16 protein-coding genes are annotated in these 12,864 nt (G+C 65.8%); 11 read left to right on the plus strand and 5 right to left on the minus strand.

Translation table 11 applies throughout. From position 1 onward, the window contains the following. Positions 1-11: 11 nt before the first annotated feature. The 4 genes from ACRYLO_RS14410 to infA are packed head-to-tail and all read right to left on the minus strand — an operon-like array spanning position 12 to position 1,920. Positions 12-194, minus strand: coding sequence for a DNA gyrase inhibitor YacG (locus ACRYLO_RS14410; RefSeq protein ID WP_066662133.1), 183 nt, complete (start codon positions 192-194; stop codon positions 12-14). Further along, the gene (locus ACRYLO_RS14415) at positions 191-1,129 is read right to left on the minus strand and encodes a ribonuclease (RefSeq protein WP_482660796.1); all 939 of its coding nucleotides are present in this window, start codon (positions 1,127-1,129) and stop codon (positions 191-193) included. The genes ACRYLO_RS14410 and ACRYLO_RS14415 overlap by 4 nt, the downstream gene beginning before the upstream one ends. Further along, positions 1,122-1,691 (minus strand): Maf family protein, encoded by a 570-nt coding sequence (locus ACRYLO_RS14420; protein WP_482660797.1) that lies wholly within the window; start codon positions 1,689-1,691, stop codon positions 1,122-1,124. Before ACRYLO_RS14420 ends, ACRYLO_RS14415 begins: the two co-directional genes overlap by 8 nt. Before the next feature lie 10 nt (positions 1,692-1,701). Further along, positions 1,702-1,920, minus strand: a complete 219-nt coding sequence (gene infA, locus ACRYLO_RS14425; protein WP_033923152.1) for a translation initiation factor IF-1 — start codon at positions 1,918-1,920, stop codon at positions 1,702-1,704. Positions 1,921-2,073: 153 nt separating this feature from the next. On the opposite strand from infA, the gene ACRYLO_RS14430 reads away from it, so the two are divergent. The 7 genes from ACRYLO_RS14430 (at position 2,074) to ACRYLO_RS14460 (ending at position 6,382) form a co-directional block, all read left to right on the plus strand. After that, positions 2,074-2,646 carry a NifU family protein gene (locus ACRYLO_RS14430; RefSeq protein ID WP_482660798.1) on the plus strand — a complete coding sequence of 191 codons (573 nt, stop codon included), beginning with the start codon at positions 2,074-2,076 and terminating at the stop codon, positions 2,644-2,646. Next, complete coding sequence (locus ACRYLO_RS14435) at positions 2,646-3,239, plus strand: malonic semialdehyde reductase (RefSeq protein WP_482660799.1); 594 nt, start codon at positions 2,646-2,648, stop codon at positions 3,237-3,239. The genes ACRYLO_RS14430 and ACRYLO_RS14435 overlap by 1 nt, the downstream gene beginning before the upstream one ends. Further along, positions 3,232-3,852 carry a tRNA (adenosine(37)-N6)-threonylcarbamoyltransferase complex dimerization subunit type 1 TsaB gene (gene tsaB, locus ACRYLO_RS14440; RefSeq protein ID WP_482660800.1) on the plus strand — a complete coding sequence of 207 codons (621 nt, stop codon included), beginning with the start codon at positions 3,232-3,234 and terminating at the stop codon, positions 3,850-3,852. Before ACRYLO_RS14435 ends, tsaB begins: the two co-directional genes overlap by 8 nt. Next, positions 3,849-4,325 (plus strand): GNAT family N-acetyltransferase, encoded by a 477-nt coding sequence (locus ACRYLO_RS14445; protein ID WP_482660801.1) that lies wholly within the window; start codon positions 3,849-3,851, stop codon positions 4,323-4,325. Before tsaB ends, ACRYLO_RS14445 begins: the two co-directional genes overlap by 4 nt. Before the next feature lie 108 nt (positions 4,326-4,433). Further along, a complete protein-coding gene (locus tag ACRYLO_RS14450; protein ID WP_294015308.1) occupies positions 4,434-4,850 on the plus strand; it encodes a Ros/MucR family transcriptional regulator in 417 nt (138 codons plus the stop codon). A gap of 241 nt (positions 4,851-5,091) precedes the next feature. Further along, a complete protein-coding gene (locus ACRYLO_RS14455; RefSeq protein ID WP_066657248.1) occupies positions 5,092-5,514 on the plus strand; it encodes a Fur family transcriptional regulator in 423 nt (140 codons plus the stop codon). Between the two features lie 4 nt (positions 5,515-5,518). Next, entirely contained in the window at positions 5,519-6,382 is an 864-nt protein-coding gene (locus ACRYLO_RS14460) for a lysophospholipid acyltransferase family protein (protein WP_482661751.1), read from the plus strand. A 4-nt stretch (positions 6,383-6,386) separates the two neighbouring features. Here ACRYLO_RS14460 and ACRYLO_RS14465 read toward each other — a convergent pair whose 3' ends face one another. Further along, entirely contained in the window at positions 6,387-7,151 is a 765-nt protein-coding gene (locus ACRYLO_RS14465; RefSeq protein WP_482660802.1) for a L,D-transpeptidase family protein, read from the minus strand. Between the two features lie 192 nt (positions 7,152-7,343). Between ACRYLO_RS14465 and ACRYLO_RS14470 the strand changes: the two genes are divergently transcribed. The 4 genes from ACRYLO_RS14470 (at position 7,344) to ACRYLO_RS14485 (ending at position 12,860) form a co-directional block, all read left to right on the plus strand. Further along, positions 7,344-9,380 carry a DUF3857 domain-containing protein gene (locus tag ACRYLO_RS14470; protein ID WP_482660803.1) on the plus strand — a complete coding sequence of 679 codons (2,037 nt, stop codon included), beginning with the start codon at positions 7,344-7,346 and terminating at the stop codon, positions 9,378-9,380. A 162-nt stretch (positions 9,381-9,542) separates the two neighbouring features. Further along, a complete protein-coding gene (locus ACRYLO_RS14475; protein ID WP_482660804.1) occupies positions 9,543-10,250 on the plus strand; it encodes a murein L,D-transpeptidase catalytic domain family protein in 708 nt (235 codons plus the stop codon). 52 nt (positions 10,251-10,302) lie between these two features. Beyond that, positions 10,303-10,809 (plus strand): CinA family protein, encoded by a 507-nt coding sequence (locus tag ACRYLO_RS14480; RefSeq protein WP_482660805.1) that lies wholly within the window; start codon positions 10,303-10,305, stop codon positions 10,807-10,809. Continuing rightward, a complete protein-coding gene (locus ACRYLO_RS14485) occupies positions 10,809-12,860 on the plus strand; it encodes an NAD(+) synthase (RefSeq protein WP_482660806.1) in 2,052 nt (683 codons plus the stop codon). Before ACRYLO_RS14480 ends, ACRYLO_RS14485 begins: the two co-directional genes overlap by 1 nt. The last annotated feature ends 4 nt before the right edge of the window (positions 12,861-12,864 follow it).

The raw sequence follows: 12,864 nt of genomic DNA on the forward strand, positions 1-12,864 counted from the left end.
AAGGCGCGCTCTTAGTCGCGGGGTTGACCGCTGTCCAGCCCGCTTTGCAATTCTTCAGGATCGGCGGGGCGGCCGGGAATGCGATAGCCTTCGCCCAGCCATTGCAGCAGGTCGCGGTCCTTGCAGCCGCGGCTGCAGAATGGCTTGAACTCGGGCGCGGGCTTGGCGCCGCAGATCGGACAGATTGCTTTCATGTCGCTTCCACAAAACGGGTGCGCCCGCCGGTGCGGCGGTGGAGCTGTGCGATCCAGTCGGGCTCGCGCTCGATCCGGCGCAGCAGCGGCGCGGTGACAATATGGGTATCGGGTGCCGGCGGGGGAAGGCGTTCGAGCCGGCGCAGCTCCGCCCGCAGCGCCGCACCGACGGGATCGGCGGCGATCAGTTCGGGCAGCGACATGCGCGTCTTGCGCCGCACGATCTGGAGAAAGCCGAAGCCGTTCATCGCGGTGCGCTCGAACGGTTGTGGCAAGGCGGCGTCGATCGCCTCCCCCACCGCATTGCGTTCATGCTTGTTGGCGAGCGTCGGGAAATCGACCCCGACCGACCCGGCAATGTCGAGCCGCTCCATGGCCGCCGCAACGGCATGCGCGGCGTCGATCGACAGCGGGCCCAGCGGCGGGCCGCCATCGACATCGAACAGGTTCATCGCCGGGGTGAGCGACAGCAGCAGCGCGCCGCTGGCAAAGCGGATCTCGCCGGTGCGCGCTTCCTCCAGTACTTCGGACCAGCCCGCTTCCTCCAGCGCATCGGGTTCGTGCGGGTGACAGTGGCGGACGGGAAGGCCAGTGGCGGTGATGCGCGCGAGCAGATCTCGGCCGGGCGCGGGCGCGCTGTCTGGTGCGGGGACGGCCTTGGGCAGCTTGATCCGCCCGCGTTCGGCAACCGATTCGCGCACGATGCGGACGGCGAAGGACGCGCCCTGCGTCACCCCCTTGGGCAGCGGATCGCACAGCGCCTCCCCGCCATCGGGCAGCATCACCTTGCCGGTGCTGCGGTCGATCAGCTTGGCGATGGCGATCGTGTCGGCGCGCAGCCCGGGCAGTTCGATCCGCGCCTTGCGGATGGTGCCGCGCGCGACCAGCGCAGCGCGGTTCTCGCCGATTCCGGCCTCGTACAGCCACTCAGCCAAGCGGGTATCCAGCGCTCTCCAGCGACACGCGCGTGTCGTAGAGCGGCAGCCCGACCACGCCCGAATAGGTGCCGGAGATGAAGCGCACAAACGCCTCGGCACGCCCCTGAATGGCATAGCCGCCCGCTTTGCCCAGCCCCTCACCGCACGCGATATAGCGGTCGATCTCGGCTTCGCTCAGCCGCTTGAATGCAACCACCGTATCGGACAGGCGCACGCGGGCGCGGCCATCGAGGCCGATCAGGCACACCGCGGACAGGCAATGGTGGCGACGCCCCGACAATGCGGTCAGCAATTCGCGCTGCACCTGTTCGGTCTCGGCGGGCGGCAGGATGCGACGGCCGAGCGCGATGGTGGTGTCGCCCGCCAGCACGATTTCGTCATCGGCCCGCGCCACCGCGCGCGCCTTCGCCTCGGCCAGCCGCAGCGCATAGACGCGCGGCAGCTCGGCCTTCAACGGGTTCTCATCGATATCGGGAGCCGCCACGCGATCCGGCACGACGCCGATCCGCGCCAGCAAATCGCGTCGGCGCGGCGAGGTGGAGGCGAGGACGAGCCGCACAGGCCCGCCCTTATTTGAAGCGATAGGTGATGCGGCCCTTGGTCAGGTCATAGGGCGTCAGTTCGACGAGCACTTCGTCGCCCACCAGCACGCGGATGCGGTTCTTGCGCATCTTGCCGGCGGTGTGGCCGAGAATTTCATGGTCATTCTCGAGCTTCACACGGAACATCGCGTTGGGGAGGAGCTCCACAACGCGGCCGCGCATTTCAAGCAGTTCTTCCTTGGCCAAACAAACCTCTTGGTACGGATCGGAAAAGTCGCGGTGCCTTACTCTCCCCGCGCACAAAAGGAAAGCGCGGCGATGACGACGCGTGGAGCTGGGCAACAAATGGTTTCCCGCTGTTCGCTTGATGCGACGCGCGTTCGTCGCCAAATGGGGTCCATGCTGATCGAAACCGAACTGACGCCCAACCCGGCGACACTCAAATTCCTGCCCGGCCGCACCATGATGGACAGCGGCACGCGCGACTTTGCCACGCCTGAAGAAGCGGAGGTATCGCCGCTGGCCGATGCGCTGTTCCGCCTTGGCGATGTCACGGGCGTGTTCTTTGGCCGCGACTTCATCTCGGTCACCGCCGCGCCGGGCGTCGACTGGCCGGGGCTGAAGCCCGATGTGCTCGGCATCCTGCTCGACCATTTCAGCGCCGACATGCCGCTGTTCCGTCAGGGCAGCGCCGGGTTCAGCGTGCCGCCGCCCGAGTCCGACTTCACCGATGATCCCGAAGACGCCGACATCGTCGCACAGATCAAGGACCTGATCGAGACGCGCGTGCGCCCGGCCGTCGCCAATGACGGTGGCGACATCGTCTATCGCGGCTTCGACAAGGGCAAGGTGTTCCTGCAGATGCAGGGCGCCTGCGCCGGCTGCCCCTCCTCGACCGCCACGCTCAAGAACGGGATCGAACAGTTGCTCAAATATTATGTCCCCGAAGTCACCGAAGTGCGGGCCGTCTGATGGGCGCCCCGATCGACGACGCCGCGCTCGACACGCTGTTCCGCACCGCGCGCACCTATAATGGTTATCTGCCGGGCGAGGTGACACCGGCGGATATCGAGGCGATCTACGATCTGCTGAAGATGGGACCGACCTCGGCCAACCAGCAGCCGGCGCGCTTCCATTGGTGCCTGTCGCAAGAGGCGAAGGACACGCTCGCCGATTGCGCGACGGGCACCAATCCCGACAAGATCCGCGCGGCTCCGGCGGCAGTGGTGATCGGCATGGACCTCGATTTCCACGAAGAACTGCCTTGGCTGTTCCCGCATACCGACGCCAAGAGCTGGTTCGAGGGCCCGCAGGAAAAGCGGCGCGACAGCGCGTTCCGCAACGGCACTTTGCAGGGCGGCTATTTCATCATGGCCGCACGCGCGCTGGGCTGGGACACCGGGCCGATGTCGGGGTTCGACGCGGCCAAGGTCGAGGCCGCGTTCTTCGCCGACCAACCCTCGGTGCGGGTCAATTTCATCTCCACCCTTGGCAAGGGCGACCCCGCGACCATCTTCGGCCGCTCGCCGCGTCCGGATTTCGGGAAGTTCAACAAGATTGGCTAGAACGCTCGTCATCGAAACTGCCACCGCCGCCTGCTCGGTCGCATTGATCGAGGGCGGCGCGCTGATCGCCGAAGAACATGCCGAGGTCGGGCGCGGCCATGCCGAACGGTTGGTGCCGATGATCGCCGACCTGCCCGATGGCGGGCGCGCCGAGGCGATCCTGGTCGATTGCGGCCCGGGCAGCTTCACCGGCATCCGCGTCGGTATTGCGGCGGCGCGCGGACTGGCGTTTGGCTGGGGCGTGCCGGTCCATGGCTTTTCCTCGCTGCCCTTGGTCGCGGCGGGTGCGTTCGCGCGCAATCCGGGTATCGATGCACTGGCTGTAGTGCTCGAGGGAGGGCATGGTGAAGTATTCATGGCCGCCTATGACCGCCAACTCGCGCAGATCGCGCCCTTTGCGTCGCTGAAACCTGACGCCGCGCTGGCGCAGCTTGGCGACCGCGTCGCGATTGGCAATGGCGTCCGCCACCTGGCCGCGCTGCGCGACGATCTCGACCTGCGCGAGGCGCTGCCGCGCGCGGCGGATGCGCGCTTGCTTCCCGCTGCGCTCACCACATTGCCGCCGCGCCCGATCTATGGCCGCGCGCCGGACGCCAAGCCCAAGGCAGCATGAGCACCGCGCCCTGGCCGATCGAGATCGTGCACGGCCAGCCGGCCGATCTGCGTGCCGTGAATGCGATCATTTCCGAAGCGTTCGACCCCCGATTTGGTGAGGGCTGGACCCCCAGCCAGTGCATGGGGATGCTGGCGCTGCCGGGCGTGTGGTTCACTTTGGCGTGCATCGACGGGCGGCCGGTCGGCTTCGCGCTCGCGCGGACGATCTTGAACGAGGCTGAACTGCTATTGCTCGCCACCCTGCCGTCGATGCGGCGGCGGGGCATTGGCGGAGCATTGTTGCGCGCCGTAATGGCCGATGCACGCGATCGCGGCGCCGATCTGCTGCATCTTGAAGTGCGCGCGAACAATGATGCGGTCCAGCTCTATCGCAACGCGGGCTTTAGCAAGATTGGTGAACGTCGCGACTACTATCGCGGAAATGACGGCAAGGTGTTCGACGCGCACACATTTTCCAGATCGCTCGACTGATCATACCAAAAATCGGACGGAATGACTTGCAAAGCGCGGTGTGTGGCGTGATAGCGCCTGCGGCGGCACGTAATCTTATCGCCGCCGCGTTTATGTGAAAGGACGAAAATGGACACGCAGAATGACCTGCAGGAAACGCTGATCACGCTCACTGCGGATATTGTTGCCGCGCATGTGAGCAATAATAGCGTGGCGGTGTCTGATCTTCCGTTGCTCATTGCTAACGTTCATGGCGCGCTTACCAATTTGGGTAGTGCAAAGCCGGAACCCGAAGTGAAGAAGCAGGAACCGGCAGTGTCGATCCGCTCTTCGATCAAGCCGGACTATATCGTCTGCCTTGAAGACGGTAAGAAGCTCAAGATGCTCAAGCGTCATCTGATGACCCATTATCAGATGACCCCGGAAGATTATCGCGCCAAGTGGAACCTGCCGGCCGATTATCCGATGGTCGCCCCCAACTATGCCGAACAGCGCCGCACGCTGGCCAAGAAGATCGGCCTGGGGACCAAGCGCCGCAAGCGCTGAGCATGTTTGCCGGATGCGCTGCCGCGCGTCCGGTCGACGGCGCCGGCCTGCGCCCCACCGGCCACCCATGGAAACGAACTTCATCGGGTGGCCGGGGGGTGGTGCGGCGGAGCGTCCCGAGGCTTCCGCGGTGCGCGGCATCGACGGACCGGCGGCGCAGGGTGGTGCCGCAAGCGCATTCGGGTGCATCAAATTCCCGCCATCCCTTTTCCCCGGCGTCGCTTGACGCTACATCATCGCCATGAACCGCAAGATCGACCTTGAAGCGCTGTGTCATGAAAAGGGCCTGCGCATTACCGAACAGCGCAAGGTGATCGCGCGCGTCCTGTCCGAAGCGGACGACCATCCCGACGTCGAAAAGGTCTATGCCCGCGCATCGGCGATTGACCCGGGCATCTCGATCGCGACCGTCTATCGCACGGTCCGCCTGTTCGAAGAGGCGGGCATCCTCGACCGCCATGATTTCGGCGACGGCCGCGCCCGCTACGAACCCTCGCCCGAGGCGCATCACGACCATCTGATCGATGTCGAGACCGGCAAGGTGATCGAGTTTGTCGATCCCGAGCTGGAACTGCTGCAGAAGCAGATCGCCGAACGGCTGGGCTTCCGCCTGGTCGATCACCGCATGGAGCTGTACGGCGTCGCGCTTGAGCGCAAGCCCTGAGGCGATGCGCGACGGCGTCGATCCGCGGCGCCACGACGCCGCCCTTGGGCTGCCCACCCGGCTGACCGCCGCAGAGAGCTTTCGCTTCTGGCGGCGCGTCGGACTGTTGCTGCTTGCGGTGCTGACGCATGTGCCGATGCACTATTCGTGGCGGCTGTTGCGCCTGTCCTCGCCCTGGCCCCGTTGGTTCCTATGGCGCGCGGGGCGTATCGCTGGCGCACGCATTGAGGTGGTCGGCACACCGTTGCGGCGCGACGTATTCTATGTATCCAACCACTTGTCCTGGATCGATATTCTCGCGCTGGGTGGGTCGAGCGGGACCGCATTCGTCGCCAAGGCCGAGATCGGTGCCTCACCGGTGGTGGGCTGGCTCGCCGGTCTCAACCGCACCGTCTATGTGAAGCGCGAGAATCGCATGGGCGTGGCCGAGCAGATCAACGCGCTGCGTGACGCGCTTACCGAAAACTGGGCGATCACCGTGTTCCCGGAGGGGACCACCACCGACGGCAAGTCGCTGCTGCCCTTCAAGACCCCGATGCTGCGCGTGCTCGAACCGCCGCCGCCCGGCGTGATGGTTCAGCCGGTGCTACTCGATTATGGCGCCGTCAGCGAAGAGATCGGCTGGGTCGGCGACGAGGGCGGGATCAACAATGCCCGCCGCATCCTCTCGCGCAAGGGCAGCTTTCCGCTGCGCATCCACTATCTCGACCCGTTCGACCCGCATGACTTTCCGGGGCGCAAGGCGATCGCGGCGGAGAGCCGACGACGGATCGAAGATGCGCTGGTCGCGGCGCTGGGTGGGCCGTTGCGGCCGTTCGCCTGGACCGTTGCCCCGGTGAATTATAGGGGACCCGCTGAGTCCGCATAATCCGTCACCGCCGTCGCCGGCCCGTCTTCTGCACCACTGGCTCCATCGGCGCGAACACCACGCCTTCGGGCGACACCGACTGCGCGCCGGTCGATACCGGGATGATCACGTCGTTGCTCGACGTCACCACATCATAATCACCCGTGCGGAACGCGGCGAGATCGGCGCGCAGGAACGGCGGGTCGGCCCGCTTCGCCATCTGGGTCGGCGGCAGGCGGGGCACACCGCGACGGACGCGCGGATCGACGATCTCGTAATCCACCACCGACACGGCGGTGCCGAGCGCGGTCACCTCGAACAGCCGCCGCGCAAATTCGCGCGGAAAGCGGATACAGCCATGCGATGCGGGATAGCCGGGAAGTTGCCCGGCATGCAGCGCGATGCCCGTCCAGGTCAGCCGTTGCATGAACGGCATCGGCGCGTTGCTGTAGATATTGGAGCGGTGATGCACCCGTTTCTGCAGGATCGTGAACTCGCCCACCGGCGTCGCCTTGCCCGGCTTTCCGGTCGATACGGTCGAGGCCGCAATCAACACCCCGTCGCGATAGACATAGGCGACCTGGCCCGGGATGCTGATCAACAGGGTGACCCCGGACGCTCCGCCGGTCGGCTGAAAGGCGGCATCCTCGATCCAGGTCCATTGGCCGTTGCGCAGCAGAATCTCGTCCGCACCGCTGGGCATCACCTGCTGGGCCGCCGCCGGAAGCGGGACGCATAGCGCCAGCCCGATCGAAACCGCCCGCATTGTCCGCGCCACCGCAGACGCCATCCCTACACTCCATTGTTACGCGGGCGACTGCGCCTACTATCTATGGTTAACGCGGGCAGGACAAGGTGGTGCCATGCCGCTTTTTGCCGGTGCGCAGCGGTGCATGCGCTCACGGTCCGCTCGCTCCCGCACAGGATCGGCATTGCATCTGTGGCAGGGTGCGACATTATGCAGTGAAATCGGGGGGATAAGATGCGTCATTTCGTTGCTCCGCTGCTGGTCGCGGCGATGTTCGGGCCGCTGCCAGCATTGGCTCAGGCGGATGGAGTCGGGCGCGGCCCCGTCCCGGATTGGGTTGCGCCGTCCGCGCCCATGGCGGTTCCGGAAAATCCCGGCGGGCTGATCTTCGTGCGGCGACAGGATGTGCTGGTACGATTGGACGCAAAGGGACTGCACCAGCATTTCGGCTATCATTTCCGCATCCTCCACCCCAATGCGCTGCAGGCGGGAAATCTGTCGATCGCGTGGAACCCCGCGCATGGCGCACCCACCGTCCACATGATCCGGGTGCATCGCGACGGTCAGGTCATCGATGTGCTCAAAACCACCAACTTCGAGGTGTTGCGGCGCGAGGACCAGCTTGAGGCGATGATGCTCAACGGCGTCCTGACGGCAGTGCTGAAGGTCGCGGATCTGCGCGTCGGGGACGAGCTGGAAGTGGCCTTTACGACGCGGGTCAACGATCCGACGCTGGCGGGGCAGGATGCCGGATTGCTGATGCTCGGGCCGAACCCCGCGCCGGGGCGCTACCGGCTCGGGCTGAGCTGGGACAAGGGGCAGAAGCCTGCAATCAAGCTGACGCCCGACGTGACCGATATCGCGCAGCTGAGCGAACAGGGGCTTGAGCTGAAGTTCGACAACCCGCCTTTGATGGTGCCGCCAAAGGATGCGCCGGCCCGGTTCCAGTGGCAGCGGATCGTCGAGTATAGCGACTTTGCCGACTGGCAGGCGATCTCCCGCCATTTCGCGCCGCTTTACGTCAAGGCGGCGACGCTGGCCGATGGATCGGCGCTGGCGCGCGAAGCCGACCGCATCGCTGCGGCGCATTCCGATCCGCTGGAGCGGGCACGCGCGGCGCTGAAGCTGGTCCAGCAGGATGTCCGCTATATCTATGTCGGGCTCGACAGCGGCAATCTGACCCCCGCCACGGCCGAGGAAACCTGGCAGCGGCGCTATGGCGATTGCAAGGGCAAGACGGCCATGCTGCTCGCCCTGCTCGCCCGGCTCGGGATCGCGGCAGAGGCCGTTTTGGCCAATAACAGCGGCACCGATGACGGGCTCGACGCACGGTTGCCGAGCCCGCGCATGTTCGACCATGTGCTGGTCCGCGCGCGGATCGGGGATGGCGTTTACTGGATGGACGGCACCTTGCCGCCGGCCGCACCTCCGTCGACCACGCCGGTGCTGCCCTATCGCTGGGTTCTCCCGCTCAGCTCGGCGGGAAGCGGGATCGAGGCGCAGTCATGGTCGCCAGCGCAAACGCCGGATGAAATTCAGCTCGTCGATCTCGACGCACGCGCCGGATTCGACGCGCCCACCCGCGTCACCACGACCTCCATCGTGCGCGGCATCAAGGGCCTCCAACAACAGGTCCAGCTTTCGGGCCTGACCCCGGACCAGCTCACCGAAGCCTTTCGCCAGGAGATCATCGGCGACACCTGGCAAAGCGTCGAGGATGTCAAATGGCGCTATGACACAAAGGCCGGGGCCAGCGTGCTGACGATATCAGGGACATGGGCCCCCGATTGGGACGATGACGGCGGCGGCGAGCGATCCATGGCGCTGCCCGGCGGTGGCTTCAGTCCCCCCGAACGGCGGGTCCGCGCCGCGCAGCAGGATCAGACAATCCCCTTCTACAAGGAGCCAAGCTTCACCTGCCATGTCACGACGGTGCGCGTCCCCACATCGGCGCGGACCGGTGCCTGGACGACACGAGCGGGGTTCGACACGCGCATGTTCGGGATGAACTATTATCGCGCCTTCGACGTGCGCGGCGATACGATCCGCATGGTGCGCGGATTGCGGGTGGAACAGCGCGAGATCGACGCGGACGTGGCGCGCAAGGACAATCAGCGCATTGCCGGTTTCGACAACAGCATGGCCTGGATCACCTATACGCCCGGTGCCGCAAAGACCGCGCCGGTCACGAAAACCAAAGTGCCCGCGACCGACGAGATAGATTGGGTCATGGATTCGAGGGCATGTCTGGCGCCCGCCACCCAGCTCTGATTTCGGTGCGTTGCGGTCCCGATTTGCGACAGGCTTCGACCAGCCGCACCAGGTCTGCGGCGAACCGACGCCGAACTGTGGACTCCCTTAGGACGAATCGGCTGCGACCTGCGCTATAGTGGCTTTTACGGATAGCGAAGTTTGTGGGGGCACAGAGGACGCATGGACACGATCACCGACGCCGTGGCTTCGCGCCGCGCTTTCCTGAAGTCCGCCGGCATGATTGCCGGCACGGGCCTGCTCGCCGGCTGTGCCGCGCGCAGCGTGACGACTGCGGCGCTTCCCGCCGCCCCGGTTGCCGTCCCGCCGCCGGTCGCGGTGCCGGTTCCGGCGGCTCCGCGGTCGGTCAGCGCTCCACGCGGTATCCGCCCCGAATTGTTCCAACGCGCCGTCGCCGCGCTCCAGCTGCATTCCAGCCGCATCCGTCAGCAGGACCGCATCGCGATCGCCGATTTCTCGCTGCCCAGTTCGCGGCTGCGCTTCCATTTCGTCGATATGATCAACGGCGCGACGCGGTCGATGCTGGTCAGCCATGGCATCGGGTCCGACCCCGAACATACCGGCATGCTCCAGCGCTTTTCGAACGAGGTGAATTCGGAAGCGACGTGCGAGGGGGCGTTCCTTGCCGCCAACTATTATGTCGGCAAGCATCAGCTGTCGCAGCGGCTGATCGGCCTCGATCCGACCAACTATAACGCACTGGACCGCGCGATCGTGGTGCATGGCGCCTGGTATTCGAACCCCGACATGATCGCCAAGCACGGCAAGCTTGGCCGCAGCCAGGGCTGTTTCGCGGTGGGTGAGCGCGATCTCGACACGTTGTTCGCGCTGCTCGGCGAAGGGCGGATGATCTACGCGACCAAGGTCTAGGAGCAAGGATTGCTCCCCGCGCGTTGATCCCTCCCACAATCGGGAGGATCGCATGACCGAAACGCTGTACCCGGTGCTGCCCGACGACATCGACCGCGCCGCGCGCGACGTGTTGCAGGCTGCCTGCGACGCCAAGCTCAGCCTCGCCACCGCCGAAAGCTGCACTGGCGGCATGCTCGCCTCGCTGCTGACCGATGTTGAGGGGGTCAGCTCCGCCTTCGAACGCGGATTCGTCGTCTATTCGAAGGACGCGAAATGCGAGCTGCTGCATATCGCGCGCGATACCGTCGAGCGCTGCAACGCAGTCAGCCGCGAGGTCGCGGTGGCGATGGCGGACGGCGCGCTAAAGGCCAGCCATGCCGATATCGCGCTCGCCATCACCGGCTTTGCCGGACCCGGCGGACCGGATGACGAACCCGGCCTGGTCCATTTCGGCTGCGCCCGCGCCGGACGCGCCACTGCCCATCGCGCCGAACATTTTGGCGATATTGGTCGCGGACCGACCCGAATTGCCTGTATGCGCGTCGCACTGGAGATGATCGGCGAGGCAATCGACTAGTGGCAAAGCAGCGGTTCAATTCGATCCACGCGCATGGAATGGTGCGTGTCGGCGCCTGCACCCCGAGCGCGAGCGCGGGCGATATCGTCGCGAATACCGCATCGCACATCGCGCTGGCGAAACAGGGCGATGCGGCGGGAGCGGACCTGCTGCTGTTTCCCGAACTCGGCATCACCGGCTATGCGATCGACGACCTGCATTTGCAGGACGCCGTGCTGCGCGCCACCCTGCAGGGTCTGGCCGAACTGATCGCGGCGAGCGCGAAGCTCAAACCCGTCCTGCTGGTCGGCGCGGCGCTGGAGCGCAACGGGCGGCTGTACAACTGCGCGGTCGTCATCGCGCGCGGGCGCGTGCTGGGCGTCGTGCCGAAGAGCTATTTCCCCAATTACCGCGAATATTATGAGAAGCGCTGGTTCGCTTCGGGCATCGGCCTGTCGGGGACGATCGAGATCGCCGGGCAGACCGTGCCGTTCGGCACCGACCTCATCTTCGCCGCCAGCGACTTGCCCGATTTCGTGTTCCATGCCGAAATTTGCGAGGATTTCTGGGGTCCCCTGCCCCCGTCCACCTTTGGCGCGATGGCCGGGGCGGTGATCCTGTGCAACCTGTCCGCCAGCAATATCGTCATCGGCAAGGCGCGTGAGCGGGCGATGCTGTGCGCCGCGCAATCCGCGCGGACCGCCTCAGCCTATCTCTTCTCCGCATCGGGACCGGGCGAGAGCACCACCGACCTTGCCTGGGACGGCCAAAGCCTGATCTACGAACTGGGCGAACTGCTCGCCGCATCGGGCCGGTTCGACCTTGAGGACGAACTGATCACCGCCGATATCGATGTCGCGCGGCTGCGGCAGGAGCGGATGCGCTTTGGCACGTTCAACGACAATGCCGCCGCTGCGGGCCATCCCGAACAGCGCTTCCGCCGCATCGCGTTCGAGCATGCGGCGGGCTTCGCCGATATCGGGCTGCACCGCGCGATCCGTCGCTTTCCGTTCGTGCCGAACGCGCCCGAAAAGCTGGACGAGGATTGCTACGAAGCGTTCAACATCCAGGTCGAGGGGCTGCGCAAGCGCATGGTCGCGACCGGCAATGGCAAGCTGGTTATCGGCATTTCGGGCGGGCTCGATTCGACCCATGCGCTGATCGTCGCGGCCAAGGCGATGGACCGGCTTGGCCGGCCGCGTAGCGACATTCTGGGCTTCACCATGCCCGGCTTTGCCACCGGAGAGGGGAGCAAGGCCAATGCCTGGGCGCTGATGAAGGCGCTGGGCATCACCGCCGAAGAGATCGACATCCGCCCCGCCGCGCGCCAGCTGCTGACCGACATGGGCCACCCCTATGCCGATGGCGAGCCGGTGTACGACATCACGTTCGAGAATGTTCAGGCCGGGCTGCGCACCGACTATCTCTTCCGCCTCGCCAATCAGCGCGGCGGGTTCGTGGTCGGGACGGGCGACCTGAGCGAACTCGCGCTCGGCTGGTGCACCTATGGCGTCGGCGATCACATGTCGCATTATGCGGTCAATGCCGGCGTACCCAAGACGCTGATCCAGTTCCTGATCCGCTGGTGCGTCGCCACCAACCAATTCGATACTGAAACCGACGCGGTGCTCGAGGCGATCCTCGCGCAGGAAATCTCGCCCGAACTGGTCCCCGCCGATGCCAGCGGCGCGATGCAGAGCACCGAGGCGAAGATCGGGCCCTATGCGCTGAACGATTTCTTCGTGCACTATGTCGTGCGCCACGGGCTCGCCCCGTCGAAGATCGCGTTTCTGGCGTGGCATGCGTGGAAGGATGCCGATGCGGGCGAATGGCCGCTGGGCGTGCCGTCGCACCAGCGGGTCGCCTATAACCTCCCCACGATCCGCCACTGGCTGGAGAAATTCCTGATCCGCTTCTTCGCGCAGAGCCAGTTCAAGCGCAGCGCGATCCCGAACGGGCCAAAGGTCTCTGCAGGCGGCGCGCTGTCCCCGCGTGGCGACTGGCGCGCGCCGTCGGACGGGGTGGCGGGGCCGTGGCTCGATGAGCTTGAGGCGAATGTGCCGAAGGGATAATATG

It is taken from the genome of Sphingomonas sp. SDUR79 (assembly GCF_056821745.1).